Raw genomic sequence first — 25,762 nt, forward strand, 5'->3', positions numbered from 1 at the left:
CGTTGACTCCCCCGCGGCGGCCCGGACCCCGACACTGAGGAACCGCCATGAGCTACCCCACGGCCATCGACGAGAACGCCCCCGTCGTCGCCGACCACACCATCCTGCTCGCCGCTCCTCTCGAGCGGGTCCGGCAGCTGCACACCAGGATCGGCTCCTGCCCGGCTGGCAGCCTGCCATCACCGAGGCCCGGCTCGTCGGCCCCATTGCCCGCACCACCCTCCACTGGGTGACCGCCGGCCTGTCCATCGACTCCACCATCTACGCGGTCGACACCCCGCACACCGCATCCTGTGGGGCGGTCCCGCGCACGGCATCACCGACGTGCACGAGTGGACCAGTCGAACATTCTCATCAACATTCGGGGGCCCAGCAGCAGCCAGGTGTTCCTATGCGGGAGCCGGGATGCTCCACTGCGCCGAGGGCCTCCCGGCCGACGTACCGGCGCCTCCGGGATCCCAGGGCGGCTCGGCCCGGTACCGAATCCACATACCCCTGCACAGCAGGTTGACCATCCGTCACTATGGTGCCTGTCAGCGTGTCGGCGAGAGCTGAGGGATAGTCCGTGGAAGTGACGCTGGAGGTCGAGGGGCACCGCACGGCAGATGAACTGCGCTCCCTCCGGGAGTGGTTGCTCAACGAGGAGGGGTTACGCGGCAGGGTCCGGCTGGTGGACGGCCCCGTCGTACCCGGCACACTCGGCTCGGGGGTGGAGGCGCTGGCGGTCATCCTCGCGCCAGGCGGCATCGCGACGGCCGTTGCGAGTGTCCTCATCGCCTGGATCCGGCACCGCACCAGTGATGTCACGCTCAAGGTGACCCGGCCAGACGGCACGTCGTACGAGATCAGCGCCACTGACGTGCCGGACTTCGGCACCACCGCGGTCGCTGACCTCGCCGCACAGCTGTCCGCAAGTGTGACCGGAACACCGGCCATCGGCGCCGCGCCTCCCCGGACCGGCGAGGAGGACACCGCCGGATGAACCTGCACTCGGCCGGGACCCGGGCCCTGCTGGCCGGCACCGGCACGCACGTCGCCGGCTCCCGCCTTCCAGACGTCCCCGCGGTCGCTGACACCGTACGGGACCTGGGCAGCGTTCTGATCGATTGCTGCGGCCTGCGCCCGGAGAACCTGCTGCCACCGATCATCGATCCGAATCCGATCGAACTGGGCAACGCCCTGATCGAGGCGGCAAAGCAAGCCGAAGACGTCTTCTTCTTCCACTACGTTGGCCACGGGCTGGTCAGCCCCGGCAACAAGCTGCACCTGGCCACCTGCGAAACCGACCATCTCAGCGAGGGACTGGGCTTCAAAGCCTTGCCGTACACGGTGATCGCGGACGCGTTGTCGGTCTGCCGGGCGCGCACCATCGTCGTGGTGCTGGACTGCTGCTACTCCGGGCGTGCCCGTGGCTCCTTGGGTACCGCTGCCACCAACGCTTTCGAACTCGCCTCGCTCGCTGGTGCCTACGTCCTGTCCTCTGCATCCGCCGACGAACTCGCCTTGGCCCTGCCCGGGGAACGGCACACCAGCTTCACCGGGGCTCTCATGACCCTGCTGCGCGAGGGCGACCCTGCCGGGCTGCCCGAGCTCACCGTGGAGGGTGCCTTCCGATACCTCCGGCGTGAACTGCCCCTGCGAGGTATACCGGCGCCGGTCCGGTACCTCAGCGGCCAGGCCGGCGACCTTGTCCTCGCCGGCAACCCCGTGGGCGTCTGCCCGCCGGTCACCGACGCCACGGACACCGGACAGCCGCTGGCCGAGGGACCCTGCCCCTACCGCGGTCTCGATCCGTTCACCGCCGACGACGCCCGCTTCTTCTTCGGCCGTGAACAGCTCACCCGGGACCTCCTCGACCAGATGGCCACCCGCTGGCAGACGGGCACACCGATGGCCGTGGTGGGCCTGTCCGGCTCGGGCAAGTCCTCACTGCTGCGGGCCGGGGTACTGCCCGCCGTGGCCCGCGGTGAGCTTCCGGTGCGCGGGTCTTCGGCCTGGCCGAGCATGGTCCTCACGCCGGGCGCGCACCCGCTGGACACCCTAGCCACTCGGCTGGCCGGTCCTGCGGATCTGCCCGCAGACGCCATCCGCACCGAACTCGCCGCCGACCCGACGCGGCTGAACTCCGTCCTGGCCCAGGCGCTGCACCGGCACGCGGGCGGCCAGAACGTGCCGGACGGACGACTGCTGCTCGTGGTGGACCAGTTTGAGGAACTGTTCACCGCCTGCCAGGACGCTGACGAACGTGCACAATTCGTCCGGGCGGTGTGCGCAGCAGCCCAGAAGCACGCTCTGGTCGTCCTCGGGATACGCGCCGACTTCTACGCGCACTGCCTGGCCTACTCGGAGCTGGCCCGGGTACTCGACAACTCCAAGCTGCAGGTCCTGCCGATGGCTCCCGAGCAGCTACGCGAAGCGATTGAGAAGCCGGCCGAAGCCGCCGGTCTCGGCCTGGAACCCGGGCTGGTCGATCTGCTGCTGCACGATCTGCAGGCCGATCACGACTTCGCTGCGGGTGCGCTGCCGCTGCTGTCGTACGCGCTGCTCCTCACCTGGCAAAATCGCCATCAGGGCCGCACGCTCACCCTGGCCGGGTATCGAGCAACGGGCGGGGTCGGGGAGGCAGTCACCCGCAGAGCCGAAACCGTCTACGAGGCACTCGACGCGGACGAAAAGCAGGCGGCCCGAATGATGCTGCAGCGGATGGTCAGCCTCGGCGAGGGCACCGAGGACACCCGCCGCCGGATCGACCTGACCGAGTTGGTGGAGCAGACCCCCGCCGTCGCGACCGCCCGCGACCGGCTCGCCCAGGCCCGCCTGATCACCGTTGACGGCGATACCGCGCAGATCTCCCACGAGGCGCTGCTCCGCGTCTGGGGTCGGTTCCGCGACTGGATCAAGGCCGACCGGGCCGGGCTGTTGGTACAGCAGGAACTCTCCGAGGCCGCCGCCGACTGGCTGCGCGACGGACGCGACGCAGACCGCCTTCACCGGGGCGACCGATTACATCTGGCGCGGGAGTGGGCGGCCGACCGCCCGGATCGGCTCAGCCGCTCCGAAAGGGAGTTCCTCGACGCGAGCGTACGGGCCGAGCAGCGCCGCCGCCGGGTGCGGACCGGCTTCATCGGCACGCTCGCCGTCCTGCTCGTGCTCTCGCTGGTCGCGACCGCGTTTGCCGTCCAGGGACGAAATAGGGCCCGCGCCCAGCAGCGTGCCGCCACCGCCCGCTCCCTGCTCGACCAAGCCGAGAGCGCCCGCGGCAACGCGCCACAACTGGCGCTCATGCTCGGCATCGCCGCTGACCGACTGCACAGCAGTACGGACACCACCGCGAGTCTCCTCACCGGCCTGCTCGCCCCCTACGCCGGGACGCTGGCCGGCCACGCACGGACCGTCTCGGCGGTCGCGTTCCATCCCGGCAACCACATCCTGGCCACCGGCGGCGCCGACAACCAGGTGATCTTGTGGGACGGTACCCGGCGACTTGGCTCCTTTCGCACCAGCGCGCGGGTGGACGCGCTGGCGTTCAGCCCCGACGGGCGCACACTGGCCGCCGGGATCGCGGACGGCAGCCTCGCCCTGTGGAACGTCACCGTCCCGAGCCGCCCAAACCGGCTGAGCAGCGTCAACGGCCAAAACGCCGCTGTCGACACGGTTGCGTTCAGCCCCGACGGGAACACTCTGGCCAGCGGCAGCGTCGACGACACGGTCGTCCTCTGGGACATTTCCGATCGGGCGGCGCCGGGAAAGCTCATCCGCCTCACTACCCACCGGCAGGCCGTCCTGTCGGCGGCGTTCAGTCGTGACGGGCACATGCTGGCGACGGGTGACGCGGGCGGCACCACCATCCTGTGGAACGTCCGGCATCCCGACGCTCCGGCCCACCTCTCCTCGCTCACCGAGCGGAACACCGGCGCATCAGCCTCGCTGGCGTTCAGCCCCGACGGGCACCGTGTGGCCACCGGCGACGGCGACAGCACCGTCCGGCTGTGGGACATACGCAACCTCCGCAGGCCCCAGGTGATCTCCCGGCTCCATGGCGGGTGGGACGGCCCTGTCGGCGCAGTGCGGTACGACACCAGCGGACGGAGCGTGCTGGCTGTGGGCGCCGACCACAGGATGCTTCGCTGGGACATCACCGACCCGGCTCGGCCCGTTCAGCACACGGAGATCGGCGGCGCCGGTGGGAATCTGACCGCAGCAGTCGCACTCAGCCCCGACGGGAACACCCTGGCGACCGCCAGCGCCGGCGACACCGTGATCCTGTGGCGCAGCGGTACGGGGGCCGGGATCAACGCGACCTTCAGGCTCGGCGGTCACCGGGATGCGGTGCGCGCTGTGGGCTATCGCCCCGACGGCCGAGTGCTGGCCACTGGCAGCGCGGACGGCACCGTCAACTTGTGGGACATGAGCGATCGAAAGCTGCCGCGCAAGACCGCCCACATCACCGCGCACAACGGCTGGGTCGACGCACTGGCCTTCAGCCCCGACGGGCACACGCTCGCCATCAGCGGAGAGGACGGCACCACGGTCCTGTGGGACGTGCACGCCCCGGACGCTCCCAAGCAGGTTGACAAGCTTCCAGCTCAAAACGATCCAGTAATCTCACTGGCCTTCGACCCGAAGGGCCACGTACTCGCCACCGGCGGCGACAAGGTGATCCTCTGGGACGTCACCGACCCGAGCCGACCGACGCGGATTGCCTCGCCCGCCGGGCATACTGCCCAAGTTACGGCGATGGCCTTCAGTCCCGACGGCCGCACCCTGGCAACCGGCAGCTACGACTCCACGACGATCCTGTGGGACGTGACCGACCCGGCGCGCTACCGGCGCCTGGCCACGCTGAGCGGACACACGAACCAGGTGACCACGCTCGCTTTCAGCCCCGACGGCCGCACCCTGGCAACCGGAAGCGTCGATACCAGCGTCATCCTGTGGGACGTCGAGAACCGCGAGCGTCCGCAGATGGCCGCTGCCCCGCTGGTCGAACACACCGATTGGGTGCGCTCAGTCGCGTTCAGTCCCGACGGGCACCTCATGGCGACCGCCGGCAATGACGAGCGGGTACTGCTTTGGGACGTCACCGGCTCGACACGGCCGCATGTACTGCTCCAAAGCCTCGCACATGCGGCCATCATCACGGCGGTGGCTTTCAGCGCGGACAGCCGCACGCTGGCAACCGGCGGCGGCGACAACCTCGTCTACCTCGAAAACCTCACCGAGATCATCGACGCCCGCGCCAATGCGGTCGCCCGCGCCTGCAGCCGCGCCGGCCGTGGCCTGGACCGGACCGAATGGGACCGCTACGTGCCAGATCTCCCATACGAGCGGACGTGCGCCTGAGTCCGGGGCGCCCAGGGATCCCAAATCTGGGCGCCCCGACCCCAGACACACGATCGAATGAGAGCCCCGCAGAACAACCTCAAACCATCCAGACAAACGGTGTACACCCGCTTCCGCCGCTACGCCCTGGAAGGCGTGTTCACCCGGGCGCTGCAGCAGATCCAAGCCCGCGGCCACGCGGCCGGCGACATCGACTGGCTGGTCCCGATCGACTCCACCATCGGCCGTGCCCACCAGCACGCCGCCAACACAGGCCGAAAGGGGGCAGCACCGGGCGGACGAAACGGACGATCACGCCCTCGGCCGATCCCGAGGTGGACTGACCACCAAAATCCACCTCGCCTGCGACGGCTGCGGTCGTCCGCTCGCGATCCTGGTGGCGCCGGGACAACGTCACGACGGCATCTGCGCCCGCCTTCTTCGGGAACGCATCCGCGTCCCCCGTACCGGCCTGGGCCGACCACGCTGCCGGCCCGACCAGGTCATCGCAGATAAGGGTCGGTGGCGTCTGTGTCCTTCGCATGCGAAGAGGCCGAACTCGTTGCTCACGGTGCCCCGGAGTCGCAACACCGACGACTCGTCGGAGCGCCCTGTGGCCGGGCGTCTCACGCCGGGAGGCGGCGAGGGAGGATTCTGGTCCGCGATGTCCACGGCTCGGGGCTGCCCGGGCGGCGGTCGCCCGGGCAGCCCCGTGAGCGCAGGGGACTCAGCCGCCGGCGCCGGCCGGGATCGTGGTGGTGGTGAAGCCCTCCTTCTTGTTGGCGCTGAGGGCGAACTCGTTGGTGAACGTCTTGCCGAGGTCCACCGCCGAGGTCACGTTCCCGACCAACTGCTCAGTGGCCAGGGCGGTCTTCGGGCCGCCGGCCGGCATGATTCCGTCCGGCAGGAACTGGCCCTTGTCCCCGGTCAGCGCCTTGATGTAATCGGCCTTGGTGACCAGTTGGTTCTGCACGAACGACGCCGGCAACTTGTTGGCTATGTCGCCCGCGCTGTGCGTGTTGATCCAGTGCATCGTGGCCACGAGCGCGTCGACGACCTTCTGCACCGCTTCCTTGTGCGAGTTCACCCAGTCTGTGCGGGCCAGGACGCTCGCGCCCGGGAACGCGCCGCCCAGCGCCGCCTTGGCGCCGTCGGTGGTGGCCAGGTCGATCGCGGAGGTGCCGACGCCCTTCTTCTCGATCGCGGCAACCGTCGGCTGCGTCGTCATGACGCAGTCGGCCTTGCCGTTCTGCAGCGCGGCGACGGCCGTGGAGCCCGCACCGACCGCAAGTCGGTGGAACTGGTTGGTCTTGACGCCCTTCTTGGCCGCCATGAACTGGGTGAGGGTGTCGGTGCCCGAGCCCAGGTCGGTGACACCGAGTGTCTTGTCCTTGAAGTCGGCGGCCGATTTCACACCGCTCTTCGTGGTGCACATCTCCCGCTCGCCGGGCGCGCCGGACAGCTGGACGATGTCCTCGACCGCCTTCCCCTTGGCCTGGAACTCGATCGTGTGGTTGTACCAGGCGCCGGCCATGTCCACTTGGCCCGAGGCCATGGCCTCCTCGGCGCCGACACCGCCGTTCTGCTCGGTGCTCAGCTCGACCTTGACGCCGTACTTCTCGTAGAAGCCGAGGTTCTGGGCGAGCTGGTAGGGCAGATAGATCTGCTTGTCGATGCCGCCGACCATGAGCTTGACGGTCGGGGTGGGGCCGGAGCCGGACGACACGGAGCTGCCGGAGTTGCCGGAACACGCGGTGGCGGCGCCGAGGGCGAGGACGGTGGTGATCGATGCGGCTAGGGTTCTCTTGAGCATGGCGGGGCCTGCACCTTTCGGGAATGCGGGACTGCTGTCGGCGATGCGGGGGATGGAAGCCCGTGGAAGGGCTTGAAGGATGGTGTGAGTCAGAGGACGTTCGTCTCGGAGGGGGCCGGCGGGCGCCAGGCGAGCAGCCGGTGTTCGAGCTTGCCGATCAGCCACTCCGCACCGAGCACGATCACCGCGATGACGAGCATCGTGGCGAACACGCCGTTGGGGTCGAAGTTGTTCTGCGCGGTCTTGATGACCAGGCCCAGTCCGCTCTGCGCGCCGAGCACCTCGCCGACGAGCGCGCCGACGATGGCGAAGCCGAAGGCGCTGTGCAGGCTGGCGATGATCCAGGTCAGCGCGGAGGGCACGATGACGTGCCGGGTGATCTGCATCCGGGAGGCGCCGAGCACCCTGACGTTGGCAAGGACGTTGCGGTCGACCTCGCGCACGCCCTGGAAGGCGTTGAAGAAGACGATGAAGAACACCAGCACCGCGGCGAGCAGGATCTTCGGGGTCACACCGATACCGAAGGCGACGATGAAGATCGAGCCGAGGACGATGCGCGGGATCGCGTTGACCATCTTGATGTAGGGACCGAGCACGTCGGACAGGTAGCGGCTCTGCCCGAGCGCGACGCCGAAGACGATCCCGGTGAGGGAACCCAGGGCGAAGCCGACCAGCGCCTCCTGGATGGTGGTCCAGATGTTCTGGTAGAAGGAGCCGAACTGGGTGCCGTGCTGGAAGAGGTCGATCAGCCGCTGCCAGATGCCCGAGGGCTGCCCGAAGAAGAACGGGTCGACGATGCCCCAGGTGGTGAATGCCTGCCAGCCGCCGATCACGAAGACCGCGAGGGCGATACGGCCCGCCCACACCAGGGCCACACGGCGCCGGGCGGCACGCTGCGCGGCGTTCGCGGCGGGGCCCTTGCCGCTTTCGGTGACGGGGACCGCGGAAACGGTGGACGTCGTACTCATTCCTTGCCCCCCGCGGTGAGTGCGTAGGCGCGCTCCACCTCTTCGCGCAGCGTGTCCCAGATCTGGTGTTGGAGTTCGATGAAGCGGGGCTGGAAGCGGATCTCCTGGACCGAGCCGCGCGGTCGGGGCAGGTCGATGTCGAAGATCGCCTTGACCGATCCGGGGCTCGACGTCATCACGACCACTCGGTCGGCGAGCGCCACCGCTTCGTCCAGGTCGTGGGTGATGAAGATGACGGACGGGCGGATCTGCTCCCACAGGCTCAGCAGCTCGGTCGACATGATCGCCTTGGTCTGCACGTCCAGGGCGCCGAACGGCTCGTCCATGATCAGGATCTTGGGTTCGTTGATCAGGGCTGCGGCCATCGCCACGCGCTTGCGCATACCGCCGGACAGCTGGTGGGGGTAGCGGTCCTCGAACCCGGCGAGTCCGACCCGGCGCAGCCAGTCGCGCGCCCGAGCCTGGGCCTGCTGCTTGGGCACCCCACGAAAAGCGGGGCCCATCAGCACGTTGCCGAGGACGGTCTTCCAGGGCAGCAGGGCGTCGGCCTGGAACATGAAGCTGACGCCGCCGGTGACGCCGTCCACCTCACGGCCGCCGACCCTGACCGATCCCCCGCTGGGCCGGTCGAGCCCGGACACCATACTCAGGGTCGTCGACTTGCCGCAGCCGGTGGGACCCACCACGGCGCAGAACTGGCCCGGCTCCACGGTGAACGAAACGTCTTGCAGCGCCGTGAACACCTCACCGGCCGGGGTCAGGAATCGCTTGGTGAGCCCGGAGATCTCGATGCGCGCGTTCGCATGGTCCGCCGCACCGGCGCCCGGGCTCGTCGCGACATCGTTTCGCGAAGACATGTGGGGGCCGCTTCCTTCCTTCTTTCGGAGTTCCTCGGGGGTTCTGCTGGGTTCCTCTCAGACCGAGGAAGGCAGACGCTAGAGGCAGCCGCGTAGTACGTCGCTGTTTCCGAGCTACTTCGCGATAGTTGCGTAAAGCGGGGTTGTGCTCGTTTTGCTCACCGGGCGGAGCTGGGCAGCGTCCCGGCCGTGGGGCACAATCGCGCCACCCGGGCACCTTGCGCAGGCAGGCCGTCCCGGCACGTCGCACCACCGGAACGAAGAGGCGCCCGTGATACCCATCCGTTTCCGGACAGGCCGCAGTGGAAGGCGCAGGCTTTCCACCCGGATCCTCGCCAACCAGCTGGTCATCCTCGCGCTCACCGGCCTGATCGGCTTCGTCCTGTTCGCCTTCGCGCAGCGGGCCGAACTCGACCGCTCCTACGAGCAGCGGGCCCTGGCGATCGCCCGGACCACGGCCGCGGAGCCGCAGATCAGGCACGCCATGGAGTACGGGGGCGGCGGCGATGTGGTGCAGAGGGTCGCCGAGCGGATCCGCCGGGCGTCCGGAGCGTCCTACGCGGTCGTGATCGACCTGCACGGCCTACGGCACTCGCATCCCATCCCCGCCCTGATCGGCGAACCGGTGGCCGAGCCGGTCGTGGTGAAGGACGGCCGCCCGCACGTCGGCACCGACCAGGGCGCGACCGGGCGGTCCGCCAACGCCAAGGCCCCTCTGTACGGCCCCTCCGGCGCACTGGTCGGCGAGGTGTCGGTGGGCATGCCGGAACACGACGTGCTCGGCGAGCTGTGGCACGAACTGCCCACCTTCGGGCTGTACGCCACGATCGCCACCGCCATCGGCGCGGCGGCGGCCTATCTGCTGGCGCGGCGGCTGAAGCGGACCACGTTCGGCCTGGAACTCGAGGAGATCGCCGGTCTGCTGCAGGACCGCGAGGCGATGCTGTACGGCATCCGGGAAGGCGTGGTCGCCTTCGACCCCGACGGGAGGATCACCGTGGTGAACGACGAAGCCCGGCGGCTGCTCGGCCTCGGCACCGCGCTCGGCCACCGGCTGGAGGAGGTGCTGCCCGACGGCCGGCTGCGCCGCGCGCTGGACGGCACCCTGACCGGCACCGACGTCAGCGTCCTGACGGACGACCACTGTCTCGCCGTCAACCGCATGCCGGTCACCCAGCACGGCCGCGAACTGGGCGCCGTGGTCACCGTGCGCGACCGCACCGAGCTGATCGGCCTGCTGCGCGAACTGGACTCCGTGCGCGGACTGACCGACGCCCTGCGGGCCCAGCAGCACGAGTTCACCAACCGGATGCACACCCTGGCCGGTCTGCTGGACATCGGCGAGCACAAGTCCGCGTACGAGTACGCCATCGAGACGGCCCGTTCCGGGCAGGCCCTGACCGAGGCCGTGCGCCGGCACATCGGAAACCCGCTGATGGTCGGGCTCATCGTGGCCAAGACCACCGTCGCCGCCGAACGCGGGGTCCGCATCGTCCTCACCGACGACTCCGCGCTCGGCGACGACCCACCGCACCTGCGGCGACTGCTGACCATCGTCGGCAACCTGCTCGACAACGCCATCGACGCGACTGCCGGGGCACCACCCGCCAACGGCGGACGCAGGATCCGGCTGACGCTGGCCGAGGGCGACGAGCTGATCTTTGTACGTGTGGCGGACAGCGGTCCGGGCATCGCGCCGGACACTTCCCGGTCAATCTTCGAGGACGGCTGGTCCACGCGCCCCGAGCGGGGCACCGCGCGCCGCGGCCTGGGGCTGGCCCTGGTGCACCGGCTGGTGCAGCGACACGGCGGCACCATCACGGTCAGCGAAGGCCCGGGCGCGGTGTTCACCGTCGTACTGCCACAGCCGGACACGGCGCCGGCACCGCAGGACGCCCTGTTCACGACGGCGTTGCCGATGGGAGGTGACCTGTGATGATCCGGACCCTCGTGGTGGACGACGACTTCCGGGTCGGGCAGATCCACAGCGACTACGTGCGCCGTGTCCAGGGCTTCGAAGTGGTCGGCGAGGCGGCGACCGTAGCTGAGGCCCTGGCCGCGGTCCGCACCTTGCACCCGGACCTGCTGCTGCTCGACGTCTTCCTGCCCGATGGCAGCGGACTCGACATCCTGCGCAGGCTCAGCCAGGACCAGGGCTGCAACCGCCCCGACGCCCTCATGATCACCGCGGACCACGACATCGCCTCCGTCCGCGCCGCGATGAAACTGGGCGCCGTCGGCTACCTGGTGAAGCCGTTCGGCTCTGCCGACCTCGCCGAACGGCTCGCTGCCTACCGCCAGCTCCGCAACCGCGTGGACGCGCTCAGCCGGACCACCACGGCCGACCAGGCGGACGTGGACGCCCTGTTCAGCGCCGCCCGCCCACCCGCCGTTCCCCGGATCCCGGCCAAGGGCCACTCCGCGCCCACGCTCAGCGCGATCCACCAAGCCCTGCGCTCCGCTCGCAGTGCCCTGTCGGCCGCCGAGGCGGCCGAGGCGACCGGTGTCTCCCGCGCCACGGCCCAGCGGTACCTGTCCTATCTCGTCAAGGAGGGCGCGGTCCGCCTGGAACTCCGCTACGGCACCAACGGCCGCCCCGAACACCGCTACCGCATCGCTCACTGAATCGTGCCAGGAGCGCTTCCCGGCACCAGAGAAGCCCTGATTCGTCGCCGGCTCGGCTCCCCTTCGCAATGGCCGAGTGGGGTCGTCGTCGGCCTGCTGATGGCCGGCCTCGGCAACCACCTGCGGATCTTCGGACACCGATCCTGAAGCCACGGGGCACCGGCCCACGAAGGCAAGCCGGCCACCACTTCTCGCGCTGCGTGATCTCTGGCCGGACGCGGGCGACGGTCCTGCGGTCGGTGTCCGACGCCCATTGTCGGTCGGGAATAGCCTGGAGAAGAGCGGCACCGGGACGGGACGGACTCTCCCGATGCATTCCCTTCACCGAGGGGGGCGTGAGAGAGGGAGGCGAAGAGCCATGCCCTGGAATCTGAACGGCACGTATCTGGAGAGCTGCAACTGTGACGTGGTGTGCCCTTGCACCACCTCGGGCCTCACCGCACCGGCCGACCGCGAGCGCTGCCAGGTGACCTTTGCGTTCCACGTGGACAGCGGGAACGTGGACGGCGTGGACGTCTCCGACCGCAGCGTCGCCGTCTTCATCGACGCGCCCCGGGTGATGGCCGAGGGTGGCTGGCAGGTGGCGCTGTACCTCGACGCTTCGGCCGACGACGGCCAGGCGGAGGCGTTGAGCAAGGTCTTCTCCGGCCAGGCCGGCGGGCCGATGGCGGCGCTCACTCCGCTCATCGGCGAGGTCCTCGGCGTGGAGCGCGTTCCCATCGACTACCGCGACGAGGGCCGCCGCCACGCAGCGCGGGTGGGCGACACCATCGACATCGAGATCGAGGACCAGGTTGCCCCGCAGTTCGGCGGGGACGGTCCGGTGATGGGCCTGACCGGCATGTTCCACCCGGTGAACAGCACGCTGACCATTGCCCGGTCCACCCGGGCGACGGGCGACGGCGTGTACGGCCGGTCCTGGGACTTCTCCGGCGGCAACGGACACTCGGCGCCCTTCACGTGGTCCGCGTGACCGATCGGCCGGTCACCGTCCGCCGCAGGGCGGGCCCCGCCGCACTGCTGCTGGTCACGGCGGCTGCCGCCTGGGCCTGGGTGGTGACGCGCTGGGGCGGCATGCAGGCGATGCCGGGCACCATGGGCCTGGGCCTGCCCGCTTTCCTGGCCGTGTGGACGCTGATGACGGCGGCGATGATGCTGCCCGCCACGGCGCCCGTCGCCGCGCTGTACGCCCGCACCATCACCGTGCACCGGGCGCCGCGCATGGTCGTTTTCACTCTCGCCTACCTGCTTGTCTGGGCCGCGGCCGGGCTGCCGGCGTACGGGCTGGCCGCCGGCCTGGGCCGGGCTGCGAGCCTCCCCGCCGTGGCGGGGACCGCAGTGGCCGCGGCCGTGTTCGCGGTCAACGGCGTCTACCAGCTCATGCCCCTCAAAGACCGCTGCCTGGCGAGGTGCCGCTCGCCGATCGGGCTGATGCTCCGCTACGCCTCGTACCCGGGGCCTTCGCGCGATCTGCGTGCCGGAGCCCACCACGGGGCCTTCTGCCTGGGCTGTTGTTGGTCACTGATGGTGCTGCTGGCGGCGTTCGGCGTGATGAACCTGTGGGCCATGGTGGTCCTGACCGCCGTGATCGCCACTGAGAAGCTGGCTCCGGCCGGCCGCCTGGTGGCCCGTGCCGTGGGGATCGCCTCGATCGCCCTGGCCGTCGCCGTCTTCTGGGTCCCGGCACTGGCCCCGGGCCTCACCGGTAGCGGTATGGCCGGGATGTGAGGACGGAGGCCGTACCCGCCGAGAAATCACCCGCCGGACGGGCACATGAGGGTACGCCTCACGCGGCCGGAGGGCTGTGGCCAGCTCATCGAGAATCGTCGAAGAGGTCCACGACGTCGGCCGGGCCTTCGACGGTGAGGTCGGCGCGGGCCGCGACCTCGGCAGCGGGGGGGCGCCGCTGGTGGGAGCGAAGCAGATGTTGACCGGATACGGGCAGAGGGTATCGGCTGGTCCGCCCAGCCTCTCCCGCGCCGTGAGCCGGCAAGGTCCTGGGATCGGCGGCGGAGACACTGGCCACGGCAAACACGGCGAGGGCCGGCGGGATGCGACGACCGCTGGGTGATGCGGCCGTGGTGCTCCAGCGCGATCAGGGTGCTCCATTCCGCGTCTCCGGCGAGGATGCCGGCTGTGCAGTCGATGCCGTCGATACCGTCGATGCCGTCGAGCGGACCGGTCTGCCCCTCTCCATCGGTGTCTCCGCTGCCAACACCCATGACAGCCAGGGCTTGGAGCCCTTGGTGCGTGGCATCCCGCCCATCCGCTCCCGCCGTGGGCCCCGTCGGCGACGGCCCGCCAAGCTCCACGCCGACAAGGGCTACGACTACGACCACCTGCGCCGATGGCTCCGGTCCCCGAACATCACTCCGCGCATCGCCCGCAAGGGCATCGAGTCCTCTCAGCGCCTGGGACGCCACCGTTGGACCGTGGAGCGGACAGTTGCGTGACTGTCCGGGTGTCGCCGCCTGCACCGTCGCTCTGAACGCAAAGCGGAACACTTCCTGGCCTTCGCCGGGATCGCCGCGGCACTCATGTGCTTCCGGCGCCTCTCGCAGCAGGCGTGAGGCAGCGGCACCGCCGCTACGGGACGTTCCAGGCGGCGATGAACGGCTGCCCGTCCTCGGTGGCCAGGAAGCTGAGCGTGCCTGGATGCGGATGGCCGAGCAGCCGACTGGCGGAGGCGTCGAGGCCGAGCCAGCGCACCGTGAGCACGCGTGCCAGATGACCATGCGCGACGACGGCAACATCGCCGTCCTCCAGCAGCGGCCGGATCCGGTCCAGCACCGCGTCCGTACGCGCTGCCACCTGCTGGAGCTGCTCGCCAGGATGGTCGTCGTCGCCGGGAATGACGCCGTCCCGCCACAGGTCCCAACCCGGCTTCATCTCCTGGATCTGCGCCGAGGTCAGGCCCTCGTAGCCGCCGTAGTCCCACTCCAGCAGATCGGGATCGGGCCGGACGCCGGCCAGGCCCGCCAGCTCGGCCGTCCGCATGGCGCGGCTCAGCGGGCTGCTGAAAACCGCCACCAGATGGCGTCGTGCCAGCCTCGGAGCGAGCTCCTTCGCCGCGGCCTCGCCCGCGGCAGTCAGCGGAACGTCGGTACGGCCGGCGTGCTGGCCCGACAGGCTCCATTCAGTCTGGCCATGCCTGATCACTATCAGTTCACCCATGGCCGCGCACGATATCTGATCATGCGACACGGCCGACCATTCCTCGCCTTCGCCGCCACCGCCCGCTCCCTGATCTGCGACGGCTGACTCGCCAGCCGTCTCGGAGGATGCTCAGTCGAGACAGAACTCGTTGCCCTCGATGTCCTGCATCACCATGCACGACTCGTTGTCGTCATCGGCAAGCAGTAGTCGCACGCGTACCGCGCCGAGCGCGACCAGTCGTGCGCATTCGGCCTCAAGCGTGGCCAGGCGCTCTTCACCCACGAGTCCGGTGCCGACCCGCACGTCAAGATGCAGCCGATTCTTGACGACCTTGCCTTCGGGAACGCGCTGAAAGAACAGTCGCGGGCCCACACCTGAGGGATCAACGCATACGAACCATGAACCCTGATCCTCAGGAGGCAGGGAGCGGCCGAAATCGCCCCAAGTGGCGAACCCGTCCGGTGGCGGCGGCACGACGTACCCCAACACCTCGCACCAAAAACGAGCGACGCGCTCAGGTTCTGCGCAGTCGAAGGTGACTTGGAACTGCTTGATCGATGACATCGGCGCACCATAGCAGGGAGACTCCGTTGCTCATTTCCCGGTGTGGATCCGCATGTTGTCGGGAGGACGGCCCCTGCTGGCCACTGCTGTGTCGGGCGGTCGCTGGGGGTGAGCCGATGTCGATGCCCCCAAGGGGTTGCCCGCCGTTCCTGACCAGACCGCGGCCACGGCCCTCGCCACGTTTCCCAACGGCAGCCTCCCGACCATGCGGCAGCTCGCCCCGCTGTGGACGGCACGTTGCACGCCCCGGATCGAGGCCGCCAGTACAAGCCCCGCAAGCTCCACGCCGACAAGGCCTACGACCAAGCCGGACCTGCGTAAATGGGTCCGCGGCAGGAGGATCGGCGTGCGGATCGCCCGCAAGGGACTCGAGTCGAGTGAGCGCCTGGGACGCCACCACTGGGTGATCGAACGCACCATGTCCTGGCTGTCCGGCTACCGTCGACCCAGTCCCCGCCACGAGCGGCATCCTCGTAACTACCTGGCCTTTCTCGGACTCGCCGCAACCCTGTGCTGCTACAAGCGATACGTCCAACTCACCACGTAGGACACAGTCCTAAACAGCGCGAGTTCAACGAGAGGTCGGTCCCAGCCCGGTCAACCGCGCAGGCCGCGCGGCGGGCTGGCCGGTGTGGACCGGGCTGTCGCCGGCCGCGTTCCCCTGCGTGGCTGCCGTGTTCTACGCGGTGGAGCGCCGGGCCGACCGGCAGGGCCGTACGCCGCTGGTGCCGCCGAGCCTGTTCCATCTGGTGTCGCTGCGCCGCGGCCTGGTGATGATCGTGCCGTTCTCCATCGGGTTCAGCGGCTTCATGTGCCCGTCATGACAGCACCTGTTGGGTGACGACGATGTGACCCGCGTCGGGGTCGAGACTGCCGCCGAGCCGGCTGAAGGCTCCGTCGGTCAGGTCGAGGCACTTGGGTTCCTGGGGGGTCTGCTGGAAGGTGCCCCGGTCGTTGACGCGCACGACCAGGGACTTGCCGTTGGCGACGTTGGTCACCTCCACCCTGGTGCCGAACGGCAGTTGGGGGTTGCGGGTCAGGGACGTCGCCGCGGTGTTCGCGTTGTTGTCGAAGACCTCGCCGCTGGCGGTCAGGGCGCCTGCGGGGATGGGGCCGTAGTGCGTCGCCCAGCACGTTGCGGCGGCGAGCGGGGCGGACTCCGCGGGCGCGGCAGAGCTCATCGGCGCCAGGGCCACGACCGCGCAGAGCGCGGCGGCTCCGACGATCGGGCGGGCGAGTATGCGGGCACGACTCATTGCATTGCCTCTTTCGCATGTCGTGGGAGTGATGACGGGAATGGGCGTACTCGGCGAGCCAGATCGGCTTGCGGTGACGGTCGTAGGTGGCCTGGAGGTAGCTCCGCAGCCGGTTGGTCGCGTTCGTGGCGTTGAAGTCCGCGCCGTACCAGTGCAGCGGGGTGAAGTTCACCTTGTCGTGGCGGGCGGCGGCGCCCGGGAGGAGCCGGTCGAGCCAGCCGCCGGCGATGTTCGCCCGGTGGCCACCGCGGGCGCCCCGAGCCGCAGGCCGGTCGACTGCAGCCGGGGCCACAGGTCGAGGGCCCGCTGCACGGTCATGTCGGCCTGTCCCGCCATGTCGGCTTCGTTGAACCCGAGCAAGGTGATGCCCTGCTGTCGGATCCGGTTCAGCTCGGCGTCGGTCACGGAGCCCGGTCCCCAGGTCATGGGGACGAACTCGACGCCGGCCGGGGGTTGATCTGCTGCTTGTCCGAGGCCCAGGTGTGGAACCAGCGGGCCTTGGAATCGGCCATGGCCTGGCTCACCCCCGTGAAGTTCCAGGCGCTGACGCCCTTCTTCTTCACCGCGGCGGCCATCGTGTTCGTGGTGGGTGCACCGGCCGTCGTACCGGTCGCAGCGCGGGCCTGACTGCCGAAGGCGAGCCCGCCCGGCAGCCCGATCAGCCCGGCGAGAAGACTTCTTCTGTGCATGGAGTCTCCCTGGCTCCCGCGCCCGCCGACCATCGCGCAGACCACCGGTCTCGTGGCTGACGTTGGCCAGGAGGGCCGCCGCCTCCCGCCTCCGGTCCCCGTCATTGCCCGTGTGGGCGAAGGTGGGGTAGGCGTTCATCCCGCTGACCAGGGCGTCGTACGTGGAGAAGGCGTTCTTGCTCGGGAAGATCTGCTGGAACTGGGCCCGGGTCACGGCGAAGTCGGCCGCGGTGGCAGCGGGGGGCGGACAAGGCCACCGCCGAGACGGCGGTCACCGCTGCCGCAGCGGTCCCGAGGACGCGCCGTAAGGACATGACTGAACTCCCGGTGTGCTGAAAGTGCGTCAGACGTCGCACTTGGCAACGTTGTCAGTGACTAGTGGCCGAGTTCGCGACAATCCGGCATCAGGGGTGGGCGGATGGCGCCGACCCTGGCACTCACAGGACCCCTGAGAGCGCTCACACAAGCCGACGGCCACATATGACAGCGGCGTGAGCGTGACCTGTCAATGGCCTGTACCACCCACCGCTCTCTTCCGGACAATCTGCGGCACGGCCACAGCTTGGCCAACTCGCCATCGAGCAAAGTCTGTTGATCTTGGTATTGCTGCACACTCCTTGCCGCGCGAACAGGTAGTTCCCGGACGCGGACGCTGGAGGCCTCATGCCGCAGATCAACACGAGCAAGGTCAGCCACCGGGACCAGCACGGGCGTGAGCACGTCGTCCGGGTGCAGCGGACGGGCGTGCAGCGCACGATCAGTTGTGACACGTGCGGCAGGCGAAGAGGAGCACAGTTCCTGCCGTGGCTGAAGGCCGAAGAGCACCTGGCCGAGGCACACCAGGCCCAGGTCATCGGCCGGACGGCTGGCCGACCGAGTACTGACACCGCCTACCTGCACTGCACCTCGCAACCACCTCAACCCCACCGCCGTCGACGGCACATGGGATCTGCACGCCCCTGTCGCCTACGTCCAGTCGCCAGTCACAGCGAAGCCGAAGAGCACCTGCCAGGCCGTCCTCGACTTCTTCGGCGCCCCGACCTGGAGCATGAACCGAACCCGCCCCAGCCCATTTCCCAGGTCACCCAGTCGCTGCACGACCACGGAGTGATGGCCTTGATCCTGGACGACATCACCCGGCTGCGGATGCACCGGGCCGACGACCAGGACACGCTCGGCCTGATCCGCACCTTCGTGAGCATGAACGTCACCCTCATCCTGGTCGGCGTCGACATCCCGGCTCCGGAAGCGGGCGCGAGTCGGCTGGGACGCGAAGATGCGGCAGTGGGTGATGCCGCCCTCTGACCACGCCCGCATCCATGGGTTCGAGACCACACGGACGGAACGACGCTTCGACCTGGTCGAAATTGACCGGTTCCGTTGCGGCACGGCCACGGGAATCGCCGCCTTCACCGATCACCTCCGCGGCATTCGAACAGCAGCTCCGTCTGCTGAAGGCCAAACGCGGCATGCTCACAGACGGCGGGATGCCCGAGTACCTGATGCGCCGCACCAGCCGTGTCGTCGGCCTCCTCGAACGGCTCCTCGAGGACGGCGCCCAGGAAGCCATGATGTTGCGGAACGTCCGCACCCACGGCCCACGCCGCTCCCGTCACCACAGCAGGGGAAACCACGTTCGGTACGTGCGCCCCGCCGGCCTGCAACGCCGCCGGCATCGCCGGCTGGATCAACAGCGACGCGGTGATCCGCGGCCGATCAGGTGACGTCCGGCCCGCTGCACCCGCGCCGCATGACCCGGCAGCCGCACCGAACGAGTCGCGGCACTGCCGCTAGGCCGACTCCGTTCCGGTCGTTCCCGCCTCGGTCCTGCCCGAGACCGGGGCCTCCGGCGTGTCCAGCACCTTGCGGACCACGTCGTCGTGGAAGCCGCGAATATGCTGCTCCACCAGATCGCCCGCGCGTTCCACGTCGCCCGCCGCGATGGCGTCATAGATCGCGTGGTGGTCCGCCCGCAGCCGGGTGGCGATCGGCTCCCAGTCGGCGATCTTGTGAAACGCGGTGAGCAGGGTGCGCCGTACGGCACTGCGGACCGCGACGGTCAGGTCCGCCATCAGCCGGTTGCCTCCGGCCTCGGCAATGGCGACGTGGAACGCGGTGTCGTAGTCGTTGAACAGTTCGCGGGTCAGGGCCTTGTCGTCCATGCGGACCAGCGGCTCCTGGATCCGCTCGAGTTCTTCTCTGCTGGCGTGGCCTGCGGCGAGGCGGGCGCTCGCGCGTTCCAGCGTGGCGCGTGCCTCGACCACACCGTCGAGGGGGAAGTTCGCCAGCGCCATGTGCAGCCGCAGCAGCTGGGTGAGGCCGTCGCTGGGCATGGCGGTGATGACGGTCCCCGAGTCCGGTCCGGTGCCCACACGGGAACGCAGTACTCCCTGGGCTTCCAGGACGCGCAGGGCTTCCCGGATGGCGGCTCGGCTCACTCCCAGCAGCTCGACCAGCTCCCGCTCAGGCGGTAGCCGGTCGCCGACGCGCAGGTTGCCCGTCAGGATCTGCTCCTCGATACGGGCCAGCACGAGCTCGAAGGTGCGGGAACGCGGTACGGGCTCCCACGCCGCGCTCGACTCCGCCATGGAAGGCCCTTTCGCTCCAGAGGGACGCAACACCTGTCCTTCTGATCATAGCTTGAGGTACCCGTTCTTTGGTCGGACCAAAACAAATTCTCGGCGCAGACCCCTAGACGTCCCTCGCATGGGAATGCCAACGTGAAAGAGCCAAACCATGGTCTGACCAAGCCCCTGATGTGAGGGTTGCATGTACCAGCCGAATCTCTCCCCACTCGCGGACAGTCTGGCGTTCTCCGCCCTTGTCGCCGTCCTGCCCCTGCTCACCTTGTTCCTGCTCCTGGGCGGGCTGCGGCTGAAGGCCCACTGGGCCGGCCTCGCCTCGCTCGCCGTGGCGATCGCCGTCGCAGTGGCGTGCTACGGCATGCCCGTGAAGCTCGCCCTGCTGTCGGCGACCGAAGGGGCATCCTTCGGCCTCTTCCCGATCATGTGGATCGTGCTCACCGCGATCTGGCTCTACCAACTCACCGTCGTGACCGGCCGCTTCGAAGACCTGCGCCGTGCCTTCGGGCTGATCAGCCACGATCCTCGGGTCCAGGCCGTCATCATCGCGTTCTGCTTCGGCGCCCTGCTGGAGGCTCTGGCCGGATTCGGCGCCCCCGTGGCGATCACCGGCGTCATGCTCATGGCTCTCGGCTTCGCGCCCACACGCGCCGCGATCACCGTACTGGTCGCCAACACCGCGCCCGTCGCCTTCGGCGCGATCGCGATTCCGATCATCACAGCGGGCACCCTCACAAAGATCCCCTACACCGAGATCGGCGCCTACGTGGGCCGCCAGACGCCTCTGCTCGCCTTCTTCGTACCCCTGCTGCTCGTCGTACTCGTCGACGGTCGCCGCGGGGTTCGTGAGACCTGGCCGGTCGCGGTGGTCTGCGGTGCGGTCTTCGCCGTCGCCCAGTTCGTCAGCTCCAACTTCATCTCCGTGGAGCTCACCGACATCATCGCCTCGCTTGCTGCCCTGGTGGCGGTCGTCCTCTTTCTCCGCGTATGGCAGCCCGTCGGCGGGGAAGAGGCCAGGGCCGACCTGATGCGGGACCGCGAGACGGAGAGCGGCGCCGGCTCCGGGGCCGACTCGTACGGCGGCGTGCCCTCCTCGGGCGCGTCGGGGGAGGGCGGCGGCGCAGCCACCGTCACCCGCCCGGCGCCAGGAGACGCAGCGACCGCCGAGAGACCGGGCAACGGCCGGGTGGTCATGGCCTTCCTGCCCTACCTGATCGTGATCGCGGTCTTCTCCCTGGCCAAACTGTGGACGCCCGCCAAGGAGTTCCTGGCCACCACCGATCTCAAGATCGGCTGGCCGGGGCTGGACGGCCAGGTCCTCACGGCCGCGGGGAAGTCATCCACCGCCACCGTCTACACCTTGCCGTGGCTGTCCTCCCCGGGCACGCTGCTGCTGCTGTCGGGCGTGCTGGTGGCCGCCGTCTACCGGGTGGGTCCGCTCGCCGCGGTCCGGGAGTTGGGCGCCACCGTGGTCAGGCTGCGCTGGGCCATGCTCACCGTCGCCTCGGTGCTGGCGCTCGCCTACGTGATGAACCTGTCCGGACAGACCATCACGATCGGCACCTGGATCGCCGGTGCGGGCGCAGCCTTCGCCTTCCTGTCGCCGATCCTGGGCTGGCTGGGCACCGCCGTCACCGGCTCGGACACCTCGGCCAACGCCCTGTTCGCCACCCTCCAGCAGACTGCCGCGCACCAGGCCGGGCTCGATCCGACCCTGCTCGTCGCAGCCAACACCTCGGGCGGTGTCGTCGGCAAGATGATCAGCCCGCAGAACCTCACGATCGCGGCCACCGCGGTTGGCCTCGTCGGCCGGGAGTCGGTGCTGTTCCGGGGCGCGATCAAGTGGAGTCTGCTGCTTCTGCTGGCCCTGTGTGTCCTGGTCATGCTGCAGTCGACCGTGCTCGCCTGGATGCTCCCATGAGCCCCGCCGCGCCCTCGTCGACCGGAGGAACCATGCGGATCGCACTCTTCGTCACGTGCCTGACCGACACGCTCTACCCGGAGACCGGCCGGGCGGTCGTGAGGCTGCTGGAGCGCCTGGGCTGCGCGGTGGACTTCCCCGCCGACCAGACCTGCTGCGGCCAGATGCACTTCAACACCGGCTACCAGAGGGAATGCGTGCCGCTGGTGCGCCGCTTCGCCGAGGCCTTCGCCGGCTACGACGCCGTCGTCACCCCGTCGGGCTCCTGCGCCGCCATGGTGCGCGAGTACCACGGACGGGTGGCCGACGTCGCCCAAGACGCCCGGCTGGCCGCGGCGGTGCGCGCCACGCCCAAGGTCTACGAGCTGTCGGAGTTCGTCGTCGACGTCCTGGGCGTCACCGATGTGGGCGCCTACTTCCCGCACCGGGTCACCTACCACCCGACGTGCCACGCACGGCGCATGCTCGGTGTGGGCGACAAGCCGCTCCGCCTGCTGCGAGCGGTACGCGGCATCGACCTGGTCGAACTGCCCGCAGCCGACCAGTGCTGCGGCTTCGGCGGCACCTTCGCCCTGAAGAACGCCGACACCTCGGTGGCGATGTGCGCGGACAAGACGCGGCATGTCCTGGCCACTGGCGCCGAGGTGCTGTGCGCGGGCGACAACTCCTGCCTGATGCACATCGGCGGCGTCCTTTCCCGGCTGCGTACCGGAGTGGGCGCCCTGCATCTGGCCGAGATTCTCGCCGCCACCGAGGACGATCAGGCTCCGGCCGCCCTGCCGCTGTCGCGGCCCGTCCCAAAGCCCGGGAAGCGGCAACGGTCCCCTCATACAACGGAAGGGAGGAGCACCGCATGAGCGGCCCCACGTTCCTCGGCGTTCCCACGTTCCCGGCTGCGGCACGCACCGCCCTCGGCGACACCCGGCTGCGGCACAACCTCGCCCGCGCCACCACCACCATCCGTCACAAGCGTGCTGAGGCGGTGGCCGAGGTGAGCGACTGGGAGGCGCTCCGCGAGGCCGGACGCGCCGTCAAGGAGCGTACGCTGCGCCACCTGGACCACTACCTGCTGCAGCTGGAGGAGCGGGTCACCGCGGCGGGAGGCCAGGTGCACTGGGCGCGCGACGGGCAGGAAGCGGCACGGACCGTCGTCGACCTCGTGCAGGCCACGGGCGAGCGTGAGGTGGTCAAGGTCAAGTCGATGGTCACCCAGGAGATCGGGCTGAACGACGCGCTGGCTGACGCGGGCATCGCCGCGTACGAAACCGACCTGGCCGAGCTGGTCGTCCAACTCGGCCAGGACCAGCCGTCGCACATCCTGGTGCCGGCCATCCACCGCAACCGGGCGGAGATCAGGGAGATCTTCCTGCGCACGATGGGTGACCACGGCACTGCGGCGCCGGCCGATCTGGGCGATGATCCGCGGGAGCTGGCCGAGGCGGCCCGCCTGCATCTGCGGGAGAAGTTCCTGCGGGCGAAGGTCGGGATCTCCGGAGCGAACTTCCTGGTCGCCGAGACCGGCACCGCGGTGGTCGCGGAGTCGGAGGGCAACGGGCGGATGTGTCTCACCCTGCCCGAGACCCTCATCTCCGTCGTCGGAATCGAGAAGGTGGTCCCCACCTGGCAGGACCTGGAGGTCTTCCTGCAACTGCTGCCCCGCTCCTCCACCGGCGAGCGGATGAACCCCTACACCTCCACCTGGACCGGCACCACCACCGACGACGGACCGCGCACCTTCCATCTGGTACTCCTGGACGGCGGCCGCACCGACACGCTCGCCGACCCCGTCGGACGCCAGGCGCTGGGCTGCATCCGCTGCTCGGCCTGCCTGAACGTCTGCCCGGTCTACGAGCGCGTAGGCGGACACGCCTACGGCTCGGTCTACCCGGGCCCGATCGGCGCCATCCTCACCCCGCAACTGCGCGGAACCGCGGCCAAAGCCGATCGCTCGCTGCCGTACGCCTCGACCCTGTGCGGAGCCTGCTACGAGGTCTGCCCTGTCAAGATCAACATTCCGGAGGTCCTGGTCCATCTGCGGGCCCGGGTGGTGGACGAGGCCCGCACCCGCCGCGTGCCCAGCCCCGAGCAACTGGCCATGGCGGCGGCCCGCTCGGTGCTCTCCAGCCCCTCCCGGCTGGCGGCTGCGCAGCGCGCGGCGGCCGCGGCCGGGCGGCTCGTCGGCCGCGACGGACTGATCAGCCGGCTGCCCGGCCCACCCTCGGCGTGGACTGAGGCACGTGACATACCGGCCCCTGCCCAGGAGACCTTCCGGGCCTGGTGGAGGAGGACACACCAGTGAACGCACGGACAGAAGTGCTCAGCCGCATCCGGCGGGCGCTCACGGACGTCCCCGGAGGGGAACGCCCCGAGGACGTCCCGGTCACCCGGAACTACTCGCGGGAGGGTACGCCGGCTGCCGGTTCCGCCAAGGCGGTGCAACTGCTCACCAAACGGCTTGCCGACTACGGCGCCTCGGTGCGGCTGGTGGCCGACGAGGCGGTCCCCACGGCCATCGCGCTGACCCTGGCCGCCCGCGGTGCCGCGTGCGTCGTGGTACCGCGGGGCTTCCCGTCTGCCTGGCAGGCCGAACTGGACGCGGTCCGGGTCCTGGACGACCGTCCGGAGGTGACCGTCGGCGCACTGGACCGGACCGACAGCGTGGTCACTACCGTCGCCGTCGCGATCGCCGAGACCGGCACCCTCGTCCTGGACGGAGGTCCGGGACAGGGCAGACGCGCTCTGACCCTGGTGCCCGACCACCACCTGTGCGTACTGCGGGCCGAACAGGTCGTGGCCTCCGTCCCCGAGGCCCTGGTCCGCCTGGAACCCGCCCGGCCCCTGACGTTCGTCTCCGGCCCCTCGGCTACCAGCGACATCGAACTGGACAGGGTGGAAGGTGTGCACGGACCACGCACACTCCACGTCCTCATCGTCCCGTGACCCTTACGTCTCTGGTGATGGGAGTCGCCATGCCTGCCCCAGACCGAGAACCGCGCCGCTACGGGGCAACGGCGCACGAGGCCCCGGAGCCCCGGCCCCCGGACCCCGGCGCACTCGCCGTCTGCGTGCTGCCGGCCGAAGAGCCGGCGGTGTCGCAGGCCAGAGCCTTCACCCGGACACAGCTGAAGGCATGGTGTATCGGCGAGGAGGTGGCCGACGCCGCCCGCATCGTCGTGTCGGAATTCGTCACCAACACGGTCCGGCACAGCAGCTCCACAGATGTCAGCCTCCGGCTCACGCGTTCCCGGCCGGACGTGTGGATCGAGGTGTTCGACAACGGCGTGTGGCAGGCTCCGGCCACCCTCCCCACTTACGGCGACCTTACGGAAGGCGGCCGGGGCCTGCTCCTGGTGGAGTCGTTGAGCCGGCAGTGCGGTGTGCACCGCTCGGCGTACGGCACCTGCGCCTGGGCAACCTTGTCGGAGCGTCCGGGGTGATGCGAAGCCGGGACAGCTCGGCCGACGTCACGTACGGCAGTCCTGCCGCGTGCGCTTGCTTCCGGTCGCGCAGGCAGTCGTTCCACACCACGCGGGCGCACCCGAACGCACTCGCCAGCGCACGGCGCTGGGAGGCGTCCGGGTGGGCCCGGTGGTTGTAGCGGAGCTGCATCACCAAGTCCTACGACGACTGGCCTCATGAATGGGCAGAACGACTACAGGCGTGGCAGACACGTTGTTTCGGCGATGCATGTGCACTTGGTCTTGTGACGAAGCACCGACGCGGAGTCTTTGACGACGAGATGCTGACACGCTGCGAAGAGATCATGCGCAAGGTGTGCGAGGACTTCGGGGCGGAGCTGAAGGAGTTCACCGGCCAACGCGATCACGTCACTCCACGCCGGTCCCGCGGCGAAGTGACCGCCGGCGCGGATGCTCCCCGGTGTCAGGTCCGGATCGCGTCGCGCCGGCGGAGCCCACTTGCCGATCTTCGGCGCCTGACGGCATCGGCCCTGCGACTGGAATCGGAACTCCAGGACGTGTGCCTGGTTGTTGCTGATGTCGCAGAAGAG

23 protein-coding genes and 8 pseudogenes are annotated in these 25,762 nt (G+C 69.5%); 18 read left to right on the plus strand and 13 right to left on the minus strand.

All coding sequences use genetic code 11. From position 1 onward, the window contains the following. The first annotated feature begins 47 nt into the window (after positions 1 to 47). The 3 genes from ACH4UM_RS34615 (at position 48) to ACH4UM_RS34625 (ending at position 5,343) form a co-directional block, all read left to right on the plus strand. Positions 48 to 233 (plus strand): hypothetical protein, encoded by a 186-nt coding sequence (locus ACH4UM_RS34615; RefSeq protein WP_398188296.1) that lies wholly within the window; start codon positions 48 to 50, stop codon positions 231 to 233. A 332-nt stretch (positions 234 to 565) separates the two neighbouring features. Further along, positions 566 to 982, plus strand: a complete 417-nt coding sequence (locus ACH4UM_RS34620; protein WP_398188299.1) for a hypothetical protein — start codon at positions 566 to 568, stop codon at positions 980 to 982. Then, positions 979 to 5,343 (plus strand): AAA family ATPase, encoded by a 4,365-nt coding sequence (locus tag ACH4UM_RS34625; RefSeq protein WP_398188301.1) that lies wholly within the window; start codon positions 979 to 981, stop codon positions 5,341 to 5,343. Before ACH4UM_RS34620 ends, ACH4UM_RS34625 begins: the two co-directional genes overlap by 4 nt. A gap of 706 nt (positions 5,344 to 6,049) precedes the next feature. Here ACH4UM_RS34625 and ACH4UM_RS34630 read toward each other — a convergent pair. The 3 genes from ACH4UM_RS34630 to ACH4UM_RS34640 all read right to left on the minus strand — a co-directional run bounded on the left by ACH4UM_RS34630 (position 6,050) and on the right by ACH4UM_RS34640 (position 8,960). Next, positions 6,050 to 7,135, minus strand: a complete 1,086-nt coding sequence (locus tag ACH4UM_RS34630) for an ABC transporter substrate-binding protein (RefSeq protein WP_398188304.1) — start codon at positions 7,133 to 7,135, stop codon at positions 6,050 to 6,052. Between the two features lie 89 nt (positions 7,136 to 7,224). After that, positions 7,225 to 8,103 carry an ABC transporter permease gene (locus ACH4UM_RS34635; protein ID WP_398188306.1) on the minus strand — a complete coding sequence of 293 codons (879 nt, stop codon included), beginning with the start codon at positions 8,101 to 8,103 and terminating at the stop codon, positions 7,225 to 7,227. Further along, positions 8,100 to 8,960 (minus strand): ABC transporter ATP-binding protein, encoded by an 861-nt coding sequence (locus tag ACH4UM_RS34640; protein ID WP_398188308.1) that lies wholly within the window; start codon positions 8,958 to 8,960, stop codon positions 8,100 to 8,102. The genes ACH4UM_RS34635 and ACH4UM_RS34640 overlap by 4 nt, the downstream gene beginning before the upstream one ends. A gap of 271 nt (positions 8,961 to 9,231) precedes the next feature. Here ACH4UM_RS34640 and ACH4UM_RS34645 point away from each other — a divergent pair, with 271 nt between their 5' ends. The 5 genes and pseudogenes from ACH4UM_RS34645 to ACH4UM_RS34665 all read left to right on the plus strand — a co-directional run. Further along, on the plus strand, positions 9,232 to 10,896 hold the full coding sequence (locus tag ACH4UM_RS34645) for an ATP-binding protein (protein ID WP_398188311.1): 1,665 nt from the start codon (positions 9,232 to 9,234) through the stop codon (positions 10,894 to 10,896). Further along, positions 10,896 to 11,585 carry a response regulator gene (locus tag ACH4UM_RS34650; protein WP_398188314.1) on the plus strand — a complete coding sequence of 230 codons (690 nt, stop codon included), beginning with the start codon at positions 10,896 to 10,898 and terminating at the stop codon, positions 11,583 to 11,585. The genes ACH4UM_RS34645 and ACH4UM_RS34650 overlap by 1 nt, the downstream gene beginning before the upstream one ends. 358 nt (positions 11,586 to 11,943) lie before the next feature. Next, a complete protein-coding gene (locus ACH4UM_RS34655; RefSeq protein ID WP_398188317.1) occupies positions 11,944 to 12,558 on the plus strand; it encodes a DUF1326 domain-containing protein in 615 nt (204 codons plus the stop codon). Beyond that, positions 12,555 to 13,313, plus strand: coding sequence for a DUF2182 domain-containing protein (locus tag ACH4UM_RS34660; RefSeq protein WP_398188319.1), 759 nt, complete (start codon positions 12,555 to 12,557; stop codon positions 13,311 to 13,313). The genes ACH4UM_RS34655 and ACH4UM_RS34660 overlap by 4 nt, the downstream gene beginning before the upstream one ends. 440 nt (positions 13,314 to 13,753) lie before the next feature. Then, positions 13,754 to 14,155 (plus strand): annotated as a pseudogene (locus tag ACH4UM_RS34665) (transposase); the annotation flags it as partial. 16 nt (positions 14,156 to 14,171) lie between these two features. Here the strand turns inward: ACH4UM_RS34665 and ACH4UM_RS34670 are convergent. Together ACH4UM_RS34670 and ACH4UM_RS34675 are read right to left on the minus strand one after the other, a co-directional pair. Then, a complete protein-coding gene (locus tag ACH4UM_RS34670) occupies positions 14,172 to 14,759 on the minus strand; it encodes a histidine phosphatase family protein (protein WP_398188322.1) in 588 nt (195 codons plus the stop codon). Between the two features lie 111 nt (positions 14,760 to 14,870). Then, positions 14,871 to 15,305 (minus strand): VOC family protein, encoded by a 435-nt coding sequence (locus tag ACH4UM_RS34675; RefSeq protein ID WP_398188325.1) that lies wholly within the window; start codon positions 15,303 to 15,305, stop codon positions 14,871 to 14,873. Positions 15,306 to 15,524: 219 nt separating this feature from the next. On the opposite strand from ACH4UM_RS34675, the pseudogene ACH4UM_RS34680 reads away from it, so the two are divergent. Together ACH4UM_RS34680 and ACH4UM_RS34685 are read left to right on the plus strand one after the other, a co-directional pair. Next, a pseudogene (locus ACH4UM_RS34680) lies at positions 15,525 to 15,852 on the plus strand (transposase); the annotation flags it as partial. A gap of 61 nt (positions 15,853 to 15,913) precedes the next feature. Beyond that, positions 15,914 to 16,117: pseudogene (locus tag ACH4UM_RS34685) on the plus strand (MFS transporter); the annotation flags it as partial. A 6-nt stretch (positions 16,118 to 16,123) separates the two neighbouring features. On the opposite strand, the gene ACH4UM_RS34690 reads toward ACH4UM_RS34685, so the two are convergent. From ACH4UM_RS34690 to ACH4UM_RS34710, 5 genes and pseudogenes are all read right to left on the minus strand, one after another. After that, the gene (locus tag ACH4UM_RS34690; RefSeq protein ID WP_398188328.1) at positions 16,124 to 16,561 is read right to left on the minus strand and encodes a septal ring lytic transglycosylase RlpA family protein; all 438 of its coding nucleotides are present in this window, start codon (positions 16,559 to 16,561) and stop codon (positions 16,124 to 16,126) included. A 58-nt stretch (positions 16,562 to 16,619) separates the two neighbouring features. Beyond that, a pseudogene (locus tag ACH4UM_RS34695) lies at positions 16,620 to 16,733 on the minus strand (RNA polymerase); the annotation flags it as partial. Further along, complete coding sequence (locus tag ACH4UM_RS34700; RefSeq protein ID WP_398188458.1) at positions 16,730 to 16,966, minus strand: glycosyl hydrolase; 237 nt, start codon at positions 16,964 to 16,966, stop codon at positions 16,730 to 16,732. The pseudogene ACH4UM_RS34695 and the gene ACH4UM_RS34700, both read right to left, overlap by 4 nt. A gap of 17 nt (positions 16,967 to 16,983) precedes the next feature. Beyond that, on the minus strand, positions 16,984 to 17,250 hold the full coding sequence (locus ACH4UM_RS34705) for a hypothetical protein (protein ID WP_398188473.1): 267 nt from the start codon (positions 17,248 to 17,250) through the stop codon (positions 16,984 to 16,986). Positions 17,251 to 17,302: 52 nt separating this feature from the next. Beyond that, a pseudogene (locus ACH4UM_RS34710) lies at positions 17,303 to 17,464 on the minus strand (glycoside hydrolase family 19 protein); the annotation flags it as partial. A 449-nt stretch (positions 17,465 to 17,913) separates the two neighbouring features. Between ACH4UM_RS34710 and ACH4UM_RS34715 the strand changes: the two are divergent. Both ACH4UM_RS34715 and ACH4UM_RS34720 read left to right on the plus strand, forming a co-directional pair. Beyond that, positions 17,914 to 18,102: pseudogene (locus ACH4UM_RS34715) on the plus strand (hypothetical protein); the annotation flags it as partial. A gap of 258 nt (positions 18,103 to 18,360) precedes the next feature. Then, on the plus strand, positions 18,361 to 18,555 hold the full coding sequence (locus ACH4UM_RS34720; RefSeq protein WP_398188475.1) for a hypothetical protein: 195 nt from the start codon (positions 18,361 to 18,363) through the stop codon (positions 18,553 to 18,555). A 104-nt stretch (positions 18,556 to 18,659) separates the two neighbouring features. On the opposite strand, the gene ACH4UM_RS34725 is transcribed toward ACH4UM_RS34720, so the two are convergent. Both ACH4UM_RS34725 and ACH4UM_RS34730 read right to left on the minus strand, forming a co-directional pair. Next, positions 18,660 to 18,941: a hypothetical protein gene (locus ACH4UM_RS34725; RefSeq protein ID WP_398188331.1), complete on the minus strand. Its 282-nt coding sequence runs from the start codon at positions 18,939 to 18,941 to the stop codon at positions 18,660 to 18,662. Positions 18,942 to 19,040: 99 nt separating this feature from the next. After that, on the minus strand, positions 19,041 to 19,838 hold the full coding sequence (locus ACH4UM_RS34730; protein WP_398188334.1) for a FadR/GntR family transcriptional regulator: 798 nt from the start codon (positions 19,836 to 19,838) through the stop codon (positions 19,041 to 19,043). A gap of 181 nt (positions 19,839 to 20,019) precedes the next feature. Here ACH4UM_RS34730 and ACH4UM_RS34735 point away from each other — a divergent pair, with 181 nt between their 5' ends. The 5 genes from ACH4UM_RS34735 to ACH4UM_RS34755 are packed head-to-tail and all read left to right on the plus strand — an operon-like array spanning position 20,020 to position 25,190. Then, complete coding sequence (locus ACH4UM_RS34735) at positions 20,020 to 21,753, plus strand: L-lactate permease (RefSeq protein WP_398188337.1); 1,734 nt, start codon at positions 20,020 to 20,022, stop codon at positions 21,751 to 21,753. A gap of 32 nt (positions 21,754 to 21,785) precedes the next feature. Continuing rightward, complete coding sequence (locus ACH4UM_RS34740; protein WP_398188340.1) at positions 21,786 to 22,610, plus strand: (Fe-S)-binding protein; 825 nt, start codon at positions 21,786 to 21,788, stop codon at positions 22,608 to 22,610. After that, on the plus strand, positions 22,607 to 24,052 hold the full coding sequence (locus ACH4UM_RS34745; protein WP_398188343.1) for a LutB/LldF family L-lactate oxidation iron-sulfur protein: 1,446 nt from the start codon (positions 22,607 to 22,609) through the stop codon (positions 24,050 to 24,052). Before ACH4UM_RS34740 ends, ACH4UM_RS34745 begins: the two co-directional genes overlap by 4 nt. Then, positions 24,049 to 24,693, plus strand: a complete 645-nt coding sequence (locus tag ACH4UM_RS34750; RefSeq protein ID WP_398188346.1) for a lactate utilization protein C — start codon at positions 24,049 to 24,051, stop codon at positions 24,691 to 24,693. The genes ACH4UM_RS34745 and ACH4UM_RS34750 overlap by 4 nt, the downstream gene beginning before the upstream one ends. A 29-nt stretch (positions 24,694 to 24,722) precedes the next feature. Beyond that, the gene (locus ACH4UM_RS34755) at positions 24,723 to 25,190 is read left to right on the plus strand and encodes an ATP-binding protein (protein ID WP_398188349.1); all 468 of its coding nucleotides are present in this window, start codon (positions 24,723 to 24,725) and stop codon (positions 25,188 to 25,190) included. Here ACH4UM_RS34755 and ACH4UM_RS34760 read toward each other — a convergent pair. Continuing rightward, a pseudogene (locus ACH4UM_RS34760) lies at positions 25,186 to 25,362 on the minus strand (helix-turn-helix domain-containing protein); the annotation flags it as partial. The gene ACH4UM_RS34755 and the pseudogene ACH4UM_RS34760 overlap by 5 nt on opposite strands. A 26-nt stretch (positions 25,363 to 25,388) precedes the next feature. Between ACH4UM_RS34760 and tnpA the strand changes: the two are divergent. Next, positions 25,389 to 25,582 (plus strand): annotated as a pseudogene (gene tnpA / locus ACH4UM_RS34765) (IS200/IS605 family transposase); the annotation flags it as partial. Positions 25,583 to 25,762: the final 180 nt, after the last annotated feature.

Source organism: Streptomyces sp. NPDC020801, from assembly GCF_044334385.1.
GTDB lineage: Bacteria > Actinomycetota > Actinomycetes > Streptomycetales > Streptomycetaceae > Streptomyces.

What these genes read in the sequence shown, in the direction of transcription:
- ACH4UM_RS34640 (WP_398188308.1), bottom strand. Translation starts at nt 8,960, where the DNA reads ATGTCTTCGCGAAACGATGTCGCGACGAGCCCGGGCGCCGGTGCGGCG.
- ACH4UM_RS34690 (WP_398188328.1), bottom strand. Translation starts at nt 16,561, where the DNA reads ATGAGTCGTGCCCGCATACTCGCCCGCCCGATCGTCGGAGCCGCCGCG.
- ACH4UM_RS34745 (WP_398188343.1), top strand. Translation starts at nt 22,607, where the DNA reads ATGAGCGGCCCCACGTTCCTCGGCGTTCCCACGTTCCCGGCTGCGGCA.
- ACH4UM_RS34720 (WP_398188475.1), top strand. Translation starts at nt 18,361, where the DNA reads ATGGCCTTGATCCTGGACGACATCACCCGGCTGCGGATGCACCGGGCC.
- ACH4UM_RS34735 (WP_398188337.1), top strand. Translation starts at nt 20,020, where the DNA reads ATGTACCAGCCGAATCTCTCCCCACTCGCGGACAGTCTGGCGTTCTCC.
- ACH4UM_RS34630 (WP_398188304.1), bottom strand. Translation starts at nt 7,135, where the DNA reads ATGCTCAAGAGAACCCTAGCCGCATCGATCACCACCGTCCTCGCCCTC.
- ACH4UM_RS34670 (WP_398188322.1), bottom strand. Translation starts at nt 14,759, where the DNA reads ATGGGTGAACTGATAGTGATCAGGCATGGCCAGACTGAATGGAGCCTG.
- ACH4UM_RS34615 (WP_398188296.1), top strand. Translation starts at nt 48, where the DNA reads ATGAGCTACCCCACGGCCATCGACGAGAACGCCCCCGTCGTCGCCGAC.
- ACH4UM_RS34740 (WP_398188340.1), top strand. Translation starts at nt 21,786, where the DNA reads ATGCGGATCGCACTCTTCGTCACGTGCCTGACCGACACGCTCTACCCG.
- ACH4UM_RS34650 (WP_398188314.1), top strand. Translation starts at nt 10,896, where the DNA reads ATGATCCGGACCCTCGTGGTGGACGACGACTTCCGGGTCGGGCAGATC.
- ACH4UM_RS34655 (WP_398188317.1), top strand. Translation starts at nt 11,944, where the DNA reads ATGCCCTGGAATCTGAACGGCACGTATCTGGAGAGCTGCAACTGTGAC.
- ACH4UM_RS34635 (WP_398188306.1), bottom strand. Translation starts at nt 8,103, where the DNA reads ATGAGTACGACGTCCACCGTTTCCGCGGTCCCCGTCACCGAAAGCGGC.
- ACH4UM_RS34705 (WP_398188473.1), bottom strand. Translation starts at nt 17,250, where the DNA reads ATGCACAGAAGAAGTCTTCTCGCCGGGCTGATCGGGCTGCCGGGCGGG.
- ACH4UM_RS34755 (WP_398188349.1), top strand. Translation starts at nt 24,723, where the DNA reads ATGCCTGCCCCAGACCGAGAACCGCGCCGCTACGGGGCAACGGCGCAC.
- ACH4UM_RS34730 (WP_398188334.1), bottom strand. Translation starts at nt 19,838, where the DNA reads ATGGCGGAGTCGAGCGCGGCGTGGGAGCCCGTACCGCGTTCCCGCACC.
- ACH4UM_RS34675 (WP_398188325.1), bottom strand. Translation starts at nt 15,305, where the DNA reads ATGTCATCGATCAAGCAGTTCCAAGTCACCTTCGACTGCGCAGAACCT.
- ACH4UM_RS34625 (WP_398188301.1), top strand. Translation starts at nt 979, where the DNA reads ATGAACCTGCACTCGGCCGGGACCCGGGCCCTGCTGGCCGGCACCGGC.